This window comes from Sphingomonas horti (assembly GCF_009753715.1).
GTDB lineage: Bacteria > Pseudomonadota > Alphaproteobacteria > Sphingomonadales > Sphingomonadaceae > Sphingomonas_B > Sphingomonas_B horti.
In genome coordinates, this window is record NZ_WQMS01000006.1 from 16,253 (window position 1) to 34,266 (window position 18,014).

Below are 18,014 nucleotides of genomic sequence, written 5' to 3' on the forward strand. Positions count from 1 at the left end.
GCCGGCGCCGCCCCGATCGGAACCTGGGCCGAGCTTCGCAACCGGGCGCGCGCGACAAAGCTCATCGCGCCGGCACCACCAGCACGTCGCGGTCCGCATCGCCGAGCACCGTCTCCGCGATGCTGCCAAGCATGAAGCGTTCGATGCCCGTCCTCTGGCTCGTCCCGACGACGATCAGCGACGCGCCTTCGTCGCGCGCGCTTTCCAGGATTCGCCTGCCGGGCGAACCGTGGGCAGGCATGGTGATCTTGCGCGCGCCGGTCAGGCCGATATCGGCCAGCAGCGCATCGAAATCGGACTGCGCCTCGGTCTGCGCGTCGGCAACGGAGTCGAGGATCAAATCCGGCTCGACCATGGCGCGCCGCATCATGCCCTGCCCCGGCACCTCGAACGCGTGCATGGCGACGATCTCCGCGCGATCGACGAGCTCCAATTCCTGCACGAGGGGCGCGGCCGCCCGGGATGCCTGATCCAGATCCAGCGCCACGAGCACGCGGTCATAGGGAGCGGAAGGGACGCCGGCGGTCATCAGCACGGGCCGGCGGCTGTGCGCGATCGTCCGCTCCGCAGTGGTGCCCATGAACACGTCGCGCAACTGGCGGCGATGGGGACCGACGACGACCAGGCCCGCCGCGACGTCGTCGGCGATCTGCAGGATGCCCGAGAAGACATCGCCGGCGAGCAGCTGCGCCCTGGCCGCGATACCGTCCATCCGCTCGATCGTCTCGACGGTCTCATCGAGAATCGCGCGCGATGCGGCCAGCTGATGATCGACGAGATGCCGCGGCTGATCGTCGTCCACCACATGCGCCAGCACCAGCGCTGCGCCCGATTGCCGCGCGATGATCGTGGCGCGGCGCAGCGCCCGATCGGATCGGGTGGAGAAATCGGTCGCTACGACGATGGGGCCGGTGATCGGCATCTGGTCCTCCGTGCCTTCCGCCACCCATGCAGGTTCGTTCGCGGTCCCGCAACCGGCCGATCGGCGACGAAACGGGCGCCCGTGCGTTGGCGACGCAGCGACGGGGTGATCGGCAACCTGTCGCGCTGAGGAGGAATGTCATGACGACATACAAGGTCGGCTATCTGGTCGGCAGCCTGGCGAGGGAGTCGATCAACCGCAAGCTGGCCAAGGCACTGATCCGGATCGCGCCCGAACAGCTTCAATTCTCGGAGATTTCGTTCCGGGACCTGCCGCTCTACAGTTACGACTATGACGCGGATTATCCGCCTGAGGCGCGCGCCTTCAAGGATGCCATCAAGGCGGCGGACGCGGTGCTGTTCGTCACGCCTGAATATAACCGCTCGATTCCGGGGGGCCTGAAGAACGCGATCGACTGGGCGAGCCGGCCCTATGGCACGAACGCCTTCACACACAAGCCGTCGGCTGTGATCGGCACCTCGCCCGGCGCGATCGGAACCGCGGTCGCGCAGCAGAGCCTGCGCAGCGTGCTCAGCTTCTGCAACTCGCCGCAGATGAATGCGCCGGAGGCCTATATCCGCTTTACGCCCGGCCTGATCACGGACGAAGGCGAGGTCACGGTCGCGGCGACCGAGGAGTTCCTGCGCACCTACATGGCGGAGTTCCACACCTTCATCGCCCGCGTGCTCGCCGTATTGCCGCGCGAGGCGCTGGCCTGACGCCTGTTCAGCCCTGGTCCTCATCCGACCGGGCCACCGGCAGGCTCCACCCGCGCCGGATCGCGACGAGGCGAAGGGCGAGGCACGCCATCGCGCCGCCGATCGCGGTCGGCACCACCGGCCAGCCGAGCAGGTGCCCGACCACGACCACCCCTGCGCCGAGCAGCGCGGCCACCGCATAGAGGTCGCCCTGCAGCACCGCCGGGGTACGGGCGACGAGGAGGTCGCGCGTGATGCCGCCGCCGATCCCGGTCAGCATGCCGAGCAGCGCGGCCATCAGCGGGTTGAGCCCGAAAGCGAGCGCCTTCTCAGCGCCGGCCACTGCGAAAAGCGCCAGGCCTCCGGCGTCGAAGACGAGGATCGGGGTCTGCAGCCGGGACAAGGGCGAGTACCAGAAGAAGATCACCAGCCCCGCGGCGGCGGCGACGGCGATATAGCGCCAGTCGCTGATCGCGGCGGGCGGCGTCGCGCCGATCAGCACGTCCCGCGCGATCCCGCCCGCGCTGGAGGCGGCGAACGACAATACCATCACGCCGAAAATGTCGAGCCTGCGCCTGACCCCGAGCATTGCCCCGCTGATCGCGAAGACGAAGGTTCCGGCGAGATCGAGGACGAGCAGCAGGTCCTTAAGGAGGCGTTGGTCGAGAAGCGGGTTCAGCGGCAACGGCGCGTCACCCCCACGTCCCAATCTGCCGCCGTCTGCCTCACTTGCCGAGCCAGGCGAGAGCGCCGATGGCCATCGCTTCGACGCCAGTCTGCAGGGTCGGATGAATTACCGGGGCAAACAGCGGGCTGTGGTTCACGGGCAGGTCGTTGACCCGGCCTTCCGCCTTGGCGCGCGCATAGGTCGCTGGATCGGTGCCGCCGACGAACCAGAACACCGAAGGCACGTCCCATTCGGTGCCGAAGCAGCCGAAATCCTCGCTTGCCGGAGCGGGACCGGTATGGCGGACGCTGTCCGCCGGGAAATGGCGGCGCAACGCTTCCGCGACGCGTTCGCTCGCCTGCTTGTCGTTGACGTTCAGCGGATAGCGATCGAGCGGCGTGATCTCCGGCGGTCGCGGCGCGCCCGATGCGGCGGCCTCGGCGTTGGCGATCCGCGCGATCGCATCCAGCACATGCTTGCGCACGCCTTCGTCGAACGTGCGCACGTTGAGCTTGATCACGGCTTCGTCGGGAATGACGTTCTCCTTCGAGCCGGCCTGCAGCACGCCGACAGTGACCACAGCGGCGTCGGTCGCAGCAATCTCGCGGGAGACGATGGTCTGCAGCCGCAGCACGAGCGAGGCGGCCATGACGACCGGATCGACCGCTGCCTGCGGCATCGAGCCGTGCGCGCCGCGGCCGAACAGCCGGATCTGGAGGCTGTCGGCGGCCGAGGTGATAGGCCCCGCGCTGCCGGCAACCATCCCCGCTGGCCCGACCATCACATGCTGGCCCAGCACGACCTCGGGCTTGGGAAAGCGGGTAAGCAGGCCGTCGCCGATCATCGCGCGGGCACCCTGCGCGGTTTCCTCGCCGGGCTGGAAAACAGCGAGCAGCGTGCCGCGCCAGGCATCCCGCGCCCCGGCGAACAGCGAGGTGACGCCCATCAGCCAGGCGACGTGCATGTCGTGGCCGCAGGCGTGTGCGACGGGGACGCTGTTCCCGTCCGCGTCCTCCGCCGTCGCCTTGCTCGCATAGTCGAGCCCGGTCGCTTCGCGGATCGGCAGCGCGTCCATGTCGGCGCGCAGCATCACGGTCGGGCCGTCCCCGTTGCGGAGCAGGCCGACCACACCCGTCTCGCCGACACCCGTGGTGACGTCGTAGCCGCTATCCTGAAGGTGCTTCGCGGCAATCGCCGCGGTGCGATGCTCCCGCATCGACAGTTCGGGATGGGCGTGAAAGTCCTTGTAGGCCGCCTCGAGGGCCGGGAGCATGGCCGGCAGGCCGGCGAGGAGCGGGGCCGCGGAATCGCGTGACGTCGCTTCCATGAACCCACTCCTGCGCTGTCCGGCAATCGCTGCTTAGCCGCCACGACGCCGAACTAATGGCGGCCTGTCAAGTTGCGCCTCAGCCTTCGCCCATGCCTTCGGCAGGCCTGGAGGCGCTTCCCGCGCGAACCTTCTCCTCGATCCGGGCACCGACATCGGCGTCGACATTCTTCCAATATTGGAAGGCGCGGCTCAGCACCGGCTCACGCACGCCGCCCAACAGGCTGCCGGCGACCTGGTTGACCAGCGCGGCGCGCTGGGCTTCGTCGAACACCTCGCGGACGAGGATGCCGGGCTGGGTGAAGTCGTCGTCGTTCGAGCGCGGCGTATAGGCGCTGCGCACCATCGCGCCGTCCGCTTCCCAGCCGTCGTCAACCGGGCCGGTGTCGTCTGCCCAGGGCCGGCCGCCGCTGTTGGTCGCATAGACCGGCGCGGCGCCGCTGTGGTGATAGGCCATCGGCCCGTCGAACATGTAGCTGTTCACCTTCACCTTGGGTTGGTTGACCGGCAGCTGGTGGAAGTTCGCGCCGATCCGGTTCCGCTGCGCGTCATTGTACGCAAAGGCACGGCCCAAGAGCATCTTGTCCGGCGACAGGCCGATGCCGGGCACGGTGTTGCCGGGCGAGAAGGCCGCCTGCTCGATCTCCGCGAAGAAATTCTCCGGGTTGCGATTGAGGGTCATCGTTCCGACCCGGATCAGCGGATAGTCCGCGTGCGGCCAGGTCTTGGTCAGGTCGAACGGGTTGATCCGGTAGGTCTTGGCATCCTCGTAGGGCATGACTTGGACCGACAGAATCCAGCTCGGGTGCTCGCCCCGCTCGATCGCCTCGAACAGGTCGCGGCGGTGAAAGTCGGCGTCCGTTCCGGACATGGCCGAGGCTTCATCGTTCGAGAAGAACTTCATGCCCTGCTGAGTGTGGAAATGGTATTTCACCCAGAATTTCTCGCCCCGGGCGTTGATCCACATGTAGGTGTGGCTGCCATAGCCGTTCATGTGGCGCCAGGTGCGCGGCAGGCCGCGCTCGCCCATCAGATAGGTGACCTGGTGCGCGCTCTCCGGGTTGTTGGTCCAGAAATCCCACTGCATGTGGTTGTCGCGCAGGCCCGAGGCCGGGAGTCGTTTCTGGCTGCGGATGAAATGCGGGAACTTCATCGGGTCGCGGACGAAGAAAATCGGCGTGTTGTTGCCGACCAGGTCGTAATTGCCTTCGTCGGTGTAGAACTTCAGCGAAAAACCGCGGACGTCGCGCCAGGTATCGGGGCTGCCCTGCTCGCCGGCGACGGTCGAGAACCGGGCCAGCATGTCGGTCTTCGCGCCCGGCTGGAACAAAGCCGCCTTGGTATAGGCGGACACGTCCTCGGTCGTCTCGAACACGCCGAACGCGCCCGACCCCTTGGCGTGCGGCTGGCGCTCGATCGTCTTTTCGCGGTTGAAGTGCGCCATCTGCTCCAGGAAGTGAACATCGTGCAGCAGGATCGGGCCATCGGGGCCGATCGTCAGCGAATTGCGGTCGCTGGGCGCCGGCGCGCCGGCACCGGTGGTCGAAGCTGGAAGTTCTGACATGCGGAATCCTTTCCCTGGCTGCAGTTGAGCGGCCCCGGGCCGCAAATGTTCCCCTTCAACCTGAGGTCGGTCCGCAGGATAACAAGCCGAATAAATCGAATGCTGTATTCGGGATTATTGATCAGAGCCTCGCTCTTGTCCCAACGATCTGGAATATGATCATATTCTCACGAGGCCCCTTCGCCGCCGGGGGAGGTTCCTTCCCGGGCCGGAACAATGCGCCGCCCCTCGCATTCTCGATCTGATCCCGGCTCGCGTCCGGCTCGCCGCGGCCGCAAAGGAGGAATGTCGTGACCGCTGCGGCTCCAGTCCGAACCTATCGAGGCCCGCTGCACCCGCTTCACGCGGTGCTGCTGGCGGGGATGCTCCCGCTGTTCCTGGGCGCGCTGCTCAGCGATATCGCCTATTCGCAGAGCTATCAGGTCCAGTGGAAGAATTTCGCGTCCTGGCTGATCCCGGGCGGACTGGTGTTCGGCGGTTTCGCGCTGCTGTGGGCGTTGATCGAATTGTTCCGTGCGGACCGGCGCGGGCAGAGGGCGATCACTTACGTCCTGGTGCTGCTGGCCGCCTGGGTGCTGGGCTTCATCAATGCCTTCATCCACGCCAAGGATGCCTGGGCCAGCATGCCGGCCGCCCTGATCCTGTCGATCATCGTCGCGGCGCTGGCAATCGCCGCGACCTGGCTTGGCTTCGCGACGCTGCGCACGGGAGAGGTGAGATGAGCCGCGCTGCTCCCTTTGTCGGTGCTGCGCTCCTGGGCGTCCTCGGCGCCTGCGGCAGCACGTCCGAACCACAGCAATACGGGCCGAACCCGACGCTGCCCGACCCTCAGCGCGGCCTGCTGCCGACGATGAAGATCGCGAAGCCGGCGGAATGGGGCGACCAGCGCCCGATCGTGCCGCAGGGATACCGGATCGCGGCCATCGCCACCGACCTTCAGATCCCGCGCCAGACGCTGGTGCTCCCCAATGGCGATATCCTGGTCGCCGAAGGCCGGGGCGGCGGCGCGCCGAAACTGACGCCCAAGGACGTGGTCGCCGGCATCATCAAGGCGAAAGGCACCAGCCCGGTGAAGGGCGGCAACCGCCTGACCCTGCTGCGGGATAGCGACGGCGACGGCACTTATGAAGGCCGCTGGGTGTTCGCCGAGAATTTGAACGCGCCCTATGGCCTCGCCCTGGTCGGCAGCACCCTCTACGTCGCCAACCAGGACGCGCTGGTGCGCTTCGACTATCGCGACGGGCAGACCCGCGCGAGCGGACCTCCAGTCAAGGTCACGGACCTGCCGTCCGCGATCAATCATCACTGGACGAAGGCGCTGACCGCCAGCGCCGACGGGCGGCTCCTCTATGTGGGGATCGGCTCCAACAGCAACATCACCGAGCGCGGGATGGCGGCCGAGATCGACCGGGCTATGGTCTGGGAAATAGACGCGCAGACGGGCGCGCACCGGCCCTACGCCACTGGGCTGCGCAACCCGACCGCGCTCACCATCCAGCCGGGCACGGGGCAGCTCTGGGCGGTGGTGAACGAACGCGACGAGATCGGGCCGAACCTCGTCCCCGATTATATCACTTCGGTGCGCGGCGGCGCGTTCTACGGCTGGCCCTACAGCTATTGGGGACGCCATGTGGACACGCGCGTGCGGCCGCAGGACCCGCAGAAGGTCGCCTCCGCGATCGCGCCCGATTATGCGCTCGGCTCGCACGTCGCCGCGCTCGGCCTCGCCTTTTCGGCGCCGGCGATGGGCGCGCGCTTCGCCGACGGCATGTTCGTCGGCGAGCATGGCAGCTGGAACCGCAAGACGCCGTCCGGCTACAAGGTCGTCTTCGTGCCATTCCGCGCAGGACGGCCGGCCGGCCCGCCGATCGACTTCGTCACCGGCTTTCGCGGCGACGACGGCAAGACCCGCGGACGGCCGGTGGGCGTGACCGTGGACCCGCGCGGCGCCCTGATCGTCGCCGACGACCTGTCGAACACCGTCTGGCGAGTCACCCCCGTCGGCCCGCCGCAGCCGGTCCCGGCGGCGGGCGGTCGATGAACGACGAGCGGTCGCTGCCGAGACGGGTTTGAATGCAACTTCTTGCCTCGTACGCGGCAATACTATTCCTTTGCTTTCCTGAATCCGCACCCCACCTCATTTCCTGAGGAGGAGCTGTGGAGCATCCAGTCGACATGCCGAAGCGCGAGGACGCTTCGCTTTATCCGCGACCCACGCGTGACCTTGCCCGGATGCGGCGCGATCTCGCGCCCGAGATGTCGGACGCGTTCAGCAGCTTCAGCCAAAAGGTGTTTGCCGACGGCGCACTGCCGGCGCGGATGAAGCAGATCATCGCGGTCGCGGTCGCACACGTCACTCAATGTCCCTACTGTATCAAAGGACACACCCGAGCCGCGCTGCGCGCAGGCGCGTCGGCCGAGGAACTGATGGAAGCGATCTGGGTGGCGGCCGAAATACGCGCGGGCGGCGCCTTCGCCCATTCGATCATCGCGCTCGCGGAAGTCGAAGCCGAGGCGGCAGCCAGCCCGGAAGAAGCGCACCATGATCATGGATGAACCCCAGGCCGCCGTCCGCGAAGCCATCGGCATTTTCCAGAATCCGCACGATCTCGAAGCGGCAATCGACGAGCTGCTGAGCTCGGGTTTCGATCGTGCCGAGGTCAGCCTCCTCGCCGGTGAACGGGCGATCGAGGACAAGCTTGGCCATCGCTATCGCCGGGTCAATTCGCTGGCGGACGATCCTGCGGCTCCGCGCACGGCTTATGTCTCGACCGAAGCCATAGGCGATGCCGAGGGTGGGCTGGTCGGCGGCCTGATGTATGTCGGCGCGACGGTCGCGGCCGGCGCGGTCGTCGTCTCCGGCGGCGCGATCGCAACCGGCCTTGCGGCAGCCGTGCTGGCCGGCGGAGCCGGCGGGCTGATCGGAGCGCTCCTCGCCAAATGGGTAGGCCATCACCACGGACACTATCTGCAGGAGCAGATCGAGCGCGGAGGCCTGCTGCTGTGGGTGCGCACCTGGGATAGCGCGCACGAGGCGCGTGCCGCCGACATCCTGCGCCGGCACGCAGGCGATTGCGTTCACGTGCACGGCCCGGCGCTGACGGCATAAGGCGCCCGATGGACTCGCTGCATTCGCTACTGGCCGAGGTTCGCGGCTGCCGGGTTTGCGCGGACATGCTCCCGCTCGGGCCCCGCCCCATTTTTCAGCTGTCGCCAACGGCGAAGCTCCTGGTGGCGAGCCAGGCGCCGGGATCCAAGGCGCACGGATCGGGCGTGCCCTTCTCCGATGCGTCCGGCGACCGGTTGCGCGAATGGATGGGGTTCTCGGAAGCAGAATTCTACGATCCCGCCAATGTCGCGATCCTGCCGATGGCGCTTTGCTATCCGGGGCGCGCGAACAGCGGCGGCGATGCGCCGCCCCGGCCAGAATGTGCGCCGCTGTGGCGCGAACGGCTGATCGGCGAGCTGCCGATGCTGCGGCTGACCTTGCTGGTCGGATCCTATGCGCAGAACCATGTGTTCGGGCCAGGGCCGATGACCGAGCGCGTGAGGCGGTATCGCGAATTTCTGCCGCGCTATTTCCCCCTGCCGCACCCGTCCTGGCGTTCCGCGATCTGGATGAAGAGGAACCCGTGGTTCCAGTCGGACGTGCTTCCGGTCCTCCGATCGGAGATCAGGCAGGCGCTGGCGGACTGATCGCGCTCACCTGACCGGCGGAGCCGATCGGCGGCCACCCGGGCTGTCGGACTTACAGCGCTTGTGCCAATCCGTGCGCCACGCAATCCAGCGGCGCCGCCGCGATCCGGGCTTCGAGCCCGGTCGCTTCGGTGATGCGCCGGCTCAACAGCCCCGTCATCGCGCCGCCGCCGGTGAGCAGGATTCCGTCATCCAGAATGTCCCGCGACAGTTCCGGCGGCGTGTGCTCGAGCGCCGCGATGACGATGCCGACGATCGCCTGAAGATGCTTTTCACACACGTGGAGCAACTCGTCCGCGGCGATCGACAATGTTTCGGGAAGGCCGGCCGCCAGGCTCAATCCCTTGATCGTGACCGCGCGGTCGCGCGCCTCATCGGCAGCGCCGAGGCGAGCGAGCTCCAGCTTCAGCTGTTCGGCTCCCGGGCGGCCGATCTGGAAGCGATGCCGGCGCACCAGATGCTCGAGCAGCGCCTCGTCGAGCGTGTCACCGCCGATGCGCGCGGTGCTCGACAGACAGATCGCGCCGAGCGAAATGACCACGACTTCGGTGGTGCCGGCGCCGCAATCGATGACCATCCGTCCACGGGGCGCATCAACGTCGAGGCCGGCGCCGATCGCCGCCATCAAAGGCTCCGGCAGCAGCTGGACATGCCCTAGTCCCGCGTCGTGAACCGCCGTCGTCAGGGCGCGCCGCTCCGCCTGGGTGGCGTCATTCGGGACGCCGACCAGCGCCCGCGCTCTACGCACGCGCCACGCTCCGCCCGCCCGACGCGTCGCGAAACGGATCAACTCGCGTGCCGCCGCCATGTCGCTGAGCACGCCGCCGCGAAGCGGGCGCGCAATCCTGAACGGGCCGGACACGCGACCGATCATGGCACGCGCCTCCGAACCGGCAGCGACGAGGTTGGTCGAAACGCCGGTTTCGAAGCAGCAGATAGACGGCTGGTTGAAGATCGTCCCGGCGCCGCGCTCGGCCACGATGATGTTGGCCGTGCCCAGGTCGATGGCGATGTCGGGCGCGCCGAACGAACGGCGACGCGAACGGAAACTGAACATCGAGCCGCGTTAGCAGGTCGCCGCCGATCGGGCGAGGCTCGCCGTGGATCGCGCGATCAGGGAGCAGCGGTTGCGACAGCATGCGGCTTCCGCGACGCGGCGATCGCCCGCTCGAACGCGAGCTCCGCGCACAGTCCGTCACGATCGCGGTGAATCACCGCGACCGCGACATCGCGGCCACCAGCACGGTACGTGACCGTGCAATCCCTTGCCTCGATGCTGCCATCGATCGCCGCTTCGTCCCAGCTCCCCGCATGACCGACATAGGCAAGGCCCAGGTCATATTGTTCGGTCCAGAAGAAGGGCACCGCCTCATAAGGTTCCTGCAGCCCCAGCATGTTCCGGGCCGCCGTCTGGCCCTGGCGTTCGGCGACGACGAAATGCTCGACGCGAATCGATTCGCCGCTGAGCGGGTCGGGCCAGCGCGCGATGTCGCCGGCCGCGAAAATGCCCGGCGCGCTCGTCTGGAGAAACCGGTCCACCTCGACGCCATCGCCGGTCTTGAGGCCCGCAGCTTCCGCCAGCGCCGTCGCCGGCCGCACGCCGATGCCGACGACGACCAGATCGGCCTCGATCCGTTCGCCGTCGACCAGCGTCACCCCGGCCGCGTCGATTGCGCCGACATCGGCGTTCAGGTGAAAGACGACATCGTGCTGCTCGTGCAGGGAACGCAGGAACGCGCCGAGTTCGGGGCCCAGGATGCGCGCCATCGGGATCGCTCCGCGCCCGACGACATGCACCTCGATACCGCGTTGGCGGAGCGAGGATGCGACTTCCAGTCCGATAAAGCCGCTGCCGATCACCACCGCGCGGCGGGCGGTCTGGGCCTTCGCGAGCAGCGCGCGGCCATCGGCGAAGGTGCGGAGATAGCGGACATGAGGAAGGTCCGCGCCCGGCACGTCGAGTCGCACAGGCTCCGCGCCGGTCGCGAGCAGCAGCGCGCCGTAGCTGTAGCGGCTGCGATCGGCGAGCTCGACCGTGCGACTGTCGGGATCGATATGGACGACGCGCGCATTCAGCCGCACCTCGATGCCCTGATCGCGGAAGAACTCCGCCGGACGGAGCAGCATCCAGTCTTCGGGCGCGGTCCCGGCCAGATAGCCCTTGGAGAGATTGGGGCGGTCGCAGGGCAGGGACGCGTCCGCGCTCAGCATCGTTATCGGTCCGGCATAGCCTTCGCGGCGAAGCGTCTCGGCCGCGCTGTGGCCCGCCGCGCCTCCGCCGACGATGACGATCGAGGCCGGCCCGCGCGGGTCGCGATCGGGCGACGGGCTCTCCTGCCGCTCACGGGCATAGACCTTGCCGCCGGCCTGCTCGGTTCGCCAGCAGGGCAGCGGGGCGAGCGCGGGGGCCCGCAGCACGTGTCCGTTTTGCAGGCTGAAGCAGGCGTGGTGCCACGGGCAGCGGATGGTGCCGTCGACGATCAGCCCGTCGGCAAGCGGCGCGCCATAATGGGTGCAGGTCGCGCCGACCACGACGAAGCTGTCGCCTTGCCGGACGAGAAGCGCGGCCTCGCCGCCGACCTGGCCGGCGAGCATGGCGCCGTCGCCGATCGACGCGACGTCGATGCCTTCGCCGAAATCTGGTCCGTCGATCGCCACGGGGTCCTGGCTCATCCCATCCTCCAAGATCCGACATCGCGGGCCGGCACGGACCGCGATCGGATCATCCTGTCCCCCGAGCTTCGATGCCCGCTTCGGCGAACCGTTCCCGCAGCTCGGCTCAGTCCATCTTGCAGAGCGTGTGCGACGACGACGACGATTGCCAGGCGATCATGCGCCACTGGCTGTCTGTCCGCCGCCAGATACTGAGGCAGCGGAAATGAAAGACCTGCTGTTCGCCTTCGAACCGGGAGTGGCCGAGCATCACGCCGATCAGGATCACAAGGTCGTCATACGTACGGGAGTCGGTCTCCAGAACGTCGAAATCCCGGTCGTAGGTCAGGCAATGAGTCCGGATGTCGGTCAGGTAGCTCTCTTTATCGTACATGCCGCCGACGCTGTTGATGTAGATCAGATTGTCGTCGAGCAGCGGCGCGAGCGCGTCGACATCGTTGTTGCGCGTGGCTTCGATCCGGCGGAGTTCGAGCGACCGCACTTCGTCCAGTGCGGAGGTCTCAAGGTTGGTCGCCAGCATGGTTCCATCTCCTCTTGCCTAGGCGGAGCGCCGGAATCGCGGCGTCAGATCGCCGGGCGCTCCGCCTTCGTTCACCCACCGGTCGAGTTGCCGCCACAGCCCCGGAAACGCGGGCGAATCCTGGTCGCAGGCCGGGAAGAAGAGATCGAACGCGGTCCCCTCGCCGACCCGGCTGTCGATCCTGACATAGCCGCCCACGCTCTTCATGAACGCGCAGACCTGCGGCACGCCGAGGCCGGTCCCGGTCTCGCCCTTGGTCGTGAAATAAGGATCGAAGATTCGGCGAGCGACCTCCAGGGGCATGCCTTCACCTTCGTCCTCGACCCGGACGCGCACGAAGAGGTCGTGATCGGCGGCACGGCCGGCCGGCGGAGCGCCGACGACCGGCGCGGTGTCGATCACGATCTCGCCGCCATCGGGCATCGCATCGCGGGCATTGACGACGAGGTTCAGGATCGCCGCGTTGAATTGGGGCGGATCGATCAGACAGGTTGGTAGGTTGGGCGAAAGCCGAAGCACCAGCCGGATGCTGGGGCCGGCACCATATTTCAGGAACAGCTCAAGGTCGCGCAGGAGATCGTTCAGACTCCGGGGGCCGGGCGCGAGTTCCTGCCGATTCGCGAAGGCGAGCAGGCGGGACGTCATCCGGAGCCCGCGCGCGACCCCGTCATGCGCGGCCGCGAGGCACGGGCCGCGCTTCTCCGCGTCGTCGAGGCAGTCTTCCGCCAGCCGCAGGCCGGATTCGATCACGCAGAGGATGTTCCGGAAATCATGGGCGATGCCCGTGGTCATCTCGCCCAGCGCGGTGATCCGCTGGACAGCCCCGGCGCTGCGTTCGGATGGCGTTGCGGAACTGTCCGGCTCCGCGCAGCCGACGCCGCGATCGTCCGGTTTCGGCCGGTCCCCGGCTGCTGCAGACATCGCGAGCGGCATGGTGCCTGTCCCTCCTGTTGCGTCCCCGAGGTCACGGCCGGGGCATGAGGCAAACATGGTGAGGCAATTATCTATATGCAAAGGAATGTTATTGCGGCTTTTGACGGATAATATTGCACTAAACGCCCTCGGCTCGGCGAATGCTTCAGCGTCAGCTCGGTCGCCACGCCAAAGGTCCGATGGGACGCACGCCCGCGAGCATGAACCTGCAGGTGCCGGAGACAAAGGAGTGGCAGCGGCTGCCGGGCAATCTTCGACGAACTCCAATGATGGCTGCAATGGGCGCAGACCGGCCGGTGAGGCTCAGACTTCAGCTCTTCTGCCATCCTCCGCCCAGGGCGCGGAACAGGTCGATCTGCGCGCGGGAAATGGCGGCGTCGGCGGCCGCCAGGTTCGCTTGGGTATCGGCGAGGGTGCGTTCGGCGTCGAGCAGTTCGAGCGAGTCGACCTGGCCCTCGCGTTGGCGCGCCCGCGTGATCCGTGCCGCGACGCCCGCTGCGTTGCTCGCTGCCTGGAGCGCCGTGCGGCGCTCGAGCGCGCGGGCATAGACGGTGAGGGCGGTTTCCGTCTCCTCCAGCGCCTGGAGCAGCGTGCCGTCGAACGTCGCCAGCGCGGCCTTGCTGTCGGCTTCAGCCTCCGCGATGCGGGCGCGTGCGGGCGCCTGGTTGACCGACCAATTGAGGAGCGGACCGAGCAGCCATGTAAGCGGGTTCGCGCCGAACACATTGCCGAAGCCGGTCCCGGTCGACCCGACCGATCCGCCCAGCGTGATCCGTGGATACAGGTCGGCCGTCGCGACGCCGATGCGCGCCGTCGCCGCCGCCAGCCGCCGCTCGGCGGCGCGGACGTCCGGGCGCCGGGCGAGCAGCGCCGCGCCGTCGCCCACGGGAATCGGCTCGTCGAGCTTCAGCGTAGTTGTCCGCTCCGCGACTTCGGCGGGCAGCTCCTGCGGTGCGCGGCCGGTCAGCGTCGCCAGCCGGAACAGCGCCGATTGACGCTGTGCCTGGAGCGGCGGGATATCCGCTTGGCGCTGGTCGCGGAGCGTCTGAATGCGGGCGGTGTCGAGCGGGGTCTGCAAGCCTGCCTGCTCGCGTTTCCGCATCAGCGCGACCGACTGGTCGAGCAGCGCCACGATCCGCCTGGCCACGTCCAGCCGCTCGGCTGACGAGACCGCGTCCGCATAGGCGCGGGTGGTCTCCGCCGCGACGGCGACGCGGACCGCGTTCGTATCCGCTTCGGCAGCGCCGACATCTCCCCGCGCGGCTTCGACGTTGCGGCTGACCCGACCGAACAGGTCGACTTCATAGGCGACGTTCAGCCCGGCATCGACCACCCAATTCTCACGGTCCGCGCCCGGGGCGCGCTGGCTGGCGGGGAGCCGGCCATATTGGGCACTGCCGCCGACATTGACCTGCGGCGTCCGGTCGGCTTGCACTTCGCGCAGCGACGCGCGGGCGCGCTCCAGGTGCGCGACCGCGACGCGGATATCCGTGTTCGCCTTCAGTGCGTCCGCCACGAGCCGGTCGAGGACCGGATCGTTGTAGAGCCGCCACCAGTCGCCTTCGACGGCCGGCGCGGTGCTGGCGGCCTGGGGCGTGGTGGTAACGAACGGCGCGGTCGCGGCCGCGCGCGGCGTCGGCGCGACATAATTCGGGCCGGCAGCGCAGGCGCCGAGGGCCAAAGCCGATGCAGTGATAAAAAAGCGCATTGAAAATGCTCCATTTCCTCTCCCGTTCGCGCTGAGCTTGTCGAAGCCCTCCTCTTCTTCCTGAACACGCGGGTCCAAAGAGGAAGGGGGGCCTTCGACAAGCTCAGGCCGAATGGAGTTCAAGGCTGTTCCGCAGGAAACATGATGGTTCCGCCCGCTGGCCCAGCGCCGCGCCACCGGGCGACGCGATCGCCCAGGGTCCGGCTCACGACGTAAAAGGTCGGGGTTAAGAGCAGGCCGAAAGCGGTGACGCCCAGCATGCCGAAGAACACCGCCGTACCGAGCGCCTGGCGCAGCTCCCAACCGGGCCCGCTCGCGATCACCAGCGGCAGCACACCCAGGATGAAAGCGAAGCTGGTCATCAGGATCGGCCGCAACCGGCTGCCCGCCGCCGATACGGCGGCCTCGACCAGGCTCTCGCCCCGCTCCTCCGCCTGCTTGGCGAACTCGACGATCAGGATCGCGTTCTTGGCCGCGAGCGCGATCAGCACGATCAGGCCGATCTGCGTCAGGATGTTGTTGTCCATACCCCGCAGGTTCACGCCGGTCATCGCCGCGAACAGCGTCATCGGCACGATCAGGATCACCGCCAGCGGCAGCACCAGGCTTTCGAACTGGGCGGCCAGCACCAGGAAGACGAACACGACCGCCATGCCGAACGCGATGCCGGCGACATTGCCCGCAGCCTTCTGCTGGAAGGCGAGGTCGGTCCATTCACCGCTGAATCCGGCCGGCAGCTTTGCCGCCCGCTGCTCCATCGCCGCCATCGACTGACCGGTGGAATAGCCGGGCGCGGTCTCGCCATCCACCTCGACCGACGGGAACAGGTTGAAGCGGGTGACGCGATAGGGACCGGTCAGGTCGCGGAACGTCGCGATCGACCCAATCGGCACCATGCCGCCGGTGTCTGACCGCGTCTTCAGGTTGGCGATGTCGCCGATATCGTCGCGGAACGGAGCGTCGGCCTGAGCCGTCACGCGGAAGGTGCGGCCCAGCAGGTTGAAATCGTTCACATAGGCCGAGCCCAGATAGACCGACAGCGTCTCGAACACCCGCGAGGGGGGCACGCCCAGCATGTCCGCCTTAGCGCGGTCGATGTCCGCGAAGATCCGCGGCGTGCCGGTGTTGAACAGCGTGTGGACCTGGGCGAGGCCGGTCGTCTGGTTCGCCTGGCCGATCAGCCCGCCGGCGGCCTGCTCCAGCGCGCGATAGCCGGCGCCGTTCCTGTCCTGCACCATCATGCGATAGCCGCCGCCATTGCCGATGCCCTGAATGACAGGAGGCGGGATCACGAACACCATCGCCTCGTTCATGTCGGCGACGGCACCGCGCATCCCGGCGACGATCTCGGCTTCGGTCTTGCCGCCCTCCGGCCGCTCGCCGAACGGCTTGAACGTCACATAAGCCGCACCGGCATTTGACGCCTGAGTGCCCGACGCGCCGTCGAAACCGGTAAACATCACCGCGGCCTGGGTGCCCGGCACTTTCAGCAGCCTCCCCACCGTCTGGCGCAGCACCTTGTCGGTTTGCGCGAGCGAGCTGCCGGGCGGAAGCTGGACCGCCGCGAGCGCATAGCCTTGGTCCTGCGCGGGGATGAAGCCGCCGGGCGTGATCCAGAACAGGCCGAACGTCGCCATGACCAACCCGGCATAGCCGAGCAGCATCCGCTTCGGCCGCGTGACCAGCCTGCGCGTCAGCTCCGCATACCGGCGGCTGAGCGCGTCGAAGCCGCGGTTGAACCGCTCGCCCGCCACGAACAGCGCGCGCCGCCAGCCATGCGCCGGCGCCTCGACCGCGTTGGGCCGCAACAGCATCGCCGCGAGCGCCGGCGACAGGGTCAGGGACAGTAGCAGTGAAATCACCGTCGCGCTGGCGATCGTCACCGCGAACTGGCGATAGAACTGGCCGGAAATGCCGGTCAGGAACGTCGTCGGGATGAACACCGCGCACAGCACCAGCACGATCGCGACCAGCGCGGTCGACACTTCGTCCATCGACCGCCGCGCGGCCTCCAGCGGCCTCAGGCCATGCTCCAGGTTGCGCTCGACATTCTCGACGACGACGATCGCGTCATCGACAACGATGCCGATCGCGAGCACCAGCCCGAACATGGACAGCGTGTTCAGCGAATAGCCAAGCCCCGCCAGCACCGCGAAGGTGCCGATCAGCGACACCGGGATCGCGACGATCGGGATCACCGCCGCCCGCCAGCTCTGCAGGAAGACGAGGATCACCAGCACGACCAGCACCATCGCCTCGAGCAGCGTCTTCTGCACCGCGTGCATCGATTCGCTGATGAACTGGGTCGGATTCCAGATGACGCGGTATTCGAGGCCCTTGGGGAACGTCTTCGACGCGGCCTTCAGCTCGCGCAGGATGCCTTGCTCGGCCGCGAGCGCGTTGGTGCCCGGCCGCTGCGTGATGCCCAGGATCACCGAATCCTTGCCGGAGAGATACGCGTTGACGCCATAATCCTCGGCGCCCAGCTCGACGCGGGCGACATCGGACAGCCGCGTGATCGCGCCGGTGGCGGGATCGGTGCGGATGATGATGTTGGCGAATTGCTGCGGGGTGTCGAACCGGCCCTGCGTCTCCACGTTCAGCTGGTGCGCCGCGCCATTGTCGAACGGCGGCTGGCCGATCGTGCCGGCTGCGACCTGCACGTTGCGGGACCGCAGCGCGGAAACGATCTCGCCCGCCGTCAGGCCAAGTTCGGCGGCCCGGCCCGGATCGATCCAGACCCGCATCGCAAAGTCACGCGCGCCGAACACCTGCACGTCGCCGATGCCGTCGACGCGGGTCAGCCGGTCCTTCAGCTGGGTGAGGACGTAGTTCGAGACATAGCTGCGATCGAGCGAGCCGTCGGGCGACAGCACGTTGACCGCCATCAGCCACGACGGCGAGGTCTTGCGTACCACCACGCCCTGGCGGCGCACTTCCTCCGGCAGCTTGGGCTCGGCGAGCGCGACGCGGTTCTGGACCAGCACCTGCGCAGTATCGAGATCGGTGCCGAGCTTGAAGGTGACGGTGATCGTCAGCCGCCCGTCGCCCGTGGACTGCGACGACTGGTAGAGCATGTTGTCGACGCCGTTGATCTCCTGCTCGATCGGCGCGGCGACGGTATCGGCCACCGTTTCGGCCGAGGCGCCGGGATAGGCGGTCGACACGGTGACAGTTGGGGGCACGATCTCCGGATATTGGGAGACCGGCAGGCCGAAATAGGCGATCGCGCCGACGATCGTGATCACGATCGCGATGACGCCGGCGAAGATCGGGCGCGTGATGAAGAAACGCGAGAGGCGCATG

General features: G+C 67.8%; 16 protein-coding genes. 6 read left to right on the forward strand and 10 right to left on the reverse strand.

Going from position 1 to position 18,014, the window contains the following annotated elements; genetic code table 11:
* Nucleotides 1-61 precede the first annotated feature (61 nt).
* Nucleotides 62-946, reverse strand: coding sequence for a universal stress protein (locus GON01_RS03645; protein WP_309503051.1), 885 nt, complete (start codon nucleotides 944-946; stop codon nucleotides 62-64).
* A 116-nt stretch (nucleotides 947-1,062) separates the two neighbouring features.
* Here GON01_RS03645 and GON01_RS03650 point away from each other — a divergent pair, with 116 nt between their 5' ends.
* Entirely contained in the window at nucleotides 1,063-1,641 is a 579-nt protein-coding gene (locus GON01_RS03650; protein ID WP_157026028.1) for an NADPH-dependent FMN reductase, read from the forward strand.
* 7 nt (nucleotides 1,642-1,648) lie between these two features.
* Here GON01_RS03650 and GON01_RS03655 read toward each other — a convergent pair whose 3' ends face one another.
* The 3 genes from GON01_RS03655 to GON01_RS03665 all read right to left on the reverse strand — a co-directional run bounded on the left by GON01_RS03655 (nucleotide 1,649) and on the right by GON01_RS03665 (nucleotide 5,178).
* Nucleotides 1,649-2,329, reverse strand: coding sequence for a trimeric intracellular cation channel family protein (locus GON01_RS03655; protein WP_232328645.1), 681 nt, complete (start codon nucleotides 2,327-2,329; stop codon nucleotides 1,649-1,651).
* A 16-nt stretch (nucleotides 2,330-2,345) separates the two neighbouring features.
* Nucleotides 2,346-3,614 carry an amidohydrolase gene (locus GON01_RS03660; protein WP_157026029.1) on the reverse strand — a complete coding sequence of 423 codons (1,269 nt, stop codon included), beginning with the start codon at nucleotides 3,612-3,614 and terminating at the stop codon, nucleotides 2,346-2,348.
* Between the two features lie 79 nt (nucleotides 3,615-3,693).
* Nucleotides 3,694-5,178: a catalase gene (locus tag GON01_RS03665; RefSeq protein ID WP_157026030.1), complete on the reverse strand. Its 1,485-nt coding sequence runs from the start codon at nucleotides 5,176-5,178 to the stop codon at nucleotides 3,694-3,696.
* Nucleotides 5,179-5,468: 290 nt separating this feature from the next.
* Between GON01_RS03665 and GON01_RS03670 the strand changes: the two genes are divergently transcribed.
* The 5 genes from GON01_RS03670 (at nucleotide 5,469) to GON01_RS03690 (ending at nucleotide 8,874) form a co-directional block, all read left to right on the forward strand.
* Nucleotides 5,469-5,900 (forward strand): DUF2231 domain-containing protein, encoded by a 432-nt coding sequence (locus GON01_RS03670; protein WP_181599873.1) that lies wholly within the window; start codon nucleotides 5,469-5,471, stop codon nucleotides 5,898-5,900.
* Nucleotides 5,897-7,219, forward strand: coding sequence for a PQQ-dependent sugar dehydrogenase (locus GON01_RS03675; RefSeq protein WP_157026031.1), 1,323 nt, complete (start codon nucleotides 5,897-5,899; stop codon nucleotides 7,217-7,219). Before GON01_RS03670 ends, GON01_RS03675 begins: the two co-directional genes overlap by 4 nt.
* A gap of 191 nt (nucleotides 7,220-7,410) precedes the next feature.
* A complete protein-coding gene (locus GON01_RS03680; protein WP_198159773.1) occupies nucleotides 7,411-7,734 on the forward strand; it encodes a carboxymuconolactone decarboxylase family protein in 324 nt (107 codons plus the stop codon).
* Nucleotides 7,721-8,287, forward strand: a complete 567-nt coding sequence (locus GON01_RS03685) for a hypothetical protein (protein WP_157026032.1) — start codon at nucleotides 7,721-7,723, stop codon at nucleotides 8,285-8,287. Before GON01_RS03680 ends, GON01_RS03685 begins: the two co-directional genes overlap by 14 nt.
* An 8-nt stretch (nucleotides 8,288-8,295) precedes the next feature.
* Nucleotides 8,296-8,874 carry a uracil-DNA glycosylase family protein gene (locus tag GON01_RS03690; protein WP_157026033.1) on the forward strand — a complete coding sequence of 193 codons (579 nt, stop codon included), beginning with the start codon at nucleotides 8,296-8,298 and terminating at the stop codon, nucleotides 8,872-8,874.
* Between the two features lie 52 nt (nucleotides 8,875-8,926).
* On the opposite strand, the gene mreB is transcribed toward GON01_RS03690, so the two are convergent.
* The 6 genes from mreB to GON01_RS03720 all read right to left on the reverse strand — a co-directional run bounded on the left by mreB (nucleotide 8,927) and on the right by GON01_RS03720 (nucleotide 18,013).
* Nucleotides 8,927-9,931 carry a rod shape-determining protein gene (gene mreB / locus GON01_RS03695; RefSeq protein ID WP_157026034.1) on the reverse strand — a complete coding sequence of 335 codons (1,005 nt, stop codon included), beginning with the start codon at nucleotides 9,929-9,931 and terminating at the stop codon, nucleotides 8,927-8,929.
* Between the two features lie 56 nt (nucleotides 9,932-9,987).
* Nucleotides 9,988-11,547 (reverse strand): FAD-dependent oxidoreductase, encoded by a 1,560-nt coding sequence (locus tag GON01_RS03700; RefSeq protein ID WP_157026035.1) that lies wholly within the window; start codon nucleotides 11,545-11,547, stop codon nucleotides 9,988-9,990.
* Nucleotides 11,548-11,653: 106 nt separating this feature from the next.
* The gene (locus GON01_RS03705; RefSeq protein WP_157026036.1) at nucleotides 11,654-12,067 is read right to left on the reverse strand and encodes a nuclear transport factor 2 family protein; all 414 of its coding nucleotides are present in this window, start codon (nucleotides 12,065-12,067) and stop codon (nucleotides 11,654-11,656) included.
* Between the two features lie 18 nt (nucleotides 12,068-12,085).
* Nucleotides 12,086-13,000: a two-component system sensor histidine kinase NtrB gene (locus GON01_RS03710; protein ID WP_232328646.1), complete on the reverse strand. Its 915-nt coding sequence runs from the start codon at nucleotides 12,998-13,000 to the stop codon at nucleotides 12,086-12,088.
* Nucleotides 13,001-13,310: 310 nt separating this feature from the next.
* Entirely contained in the window at nucleotides 13,311-14,708 is a 1,398-nt protein-coding gene (locus GON01_RS03715; protein ID WP_157026037.1) for an efflux transporter outer membrane subunit, read from the reverse strand.
* A 119-nt stretch (nucleotides 14,709-14,827) separates the two neighbouring features.
* Nucleotides 14,828-18,013 (reverse strand): efflux RND transporter permease subunit, encoded by a 3,186-nt coding sequence (locus GON01_RS03720; protein ID WP_157026038.1) that lies wholly within the window; start codon nucleotides 18,011-18,013, stop codon nucleotides 14,828-14,830.
* Between the last annotated feature and the right edge of the window lies 1 nt (nucleotide 18,014).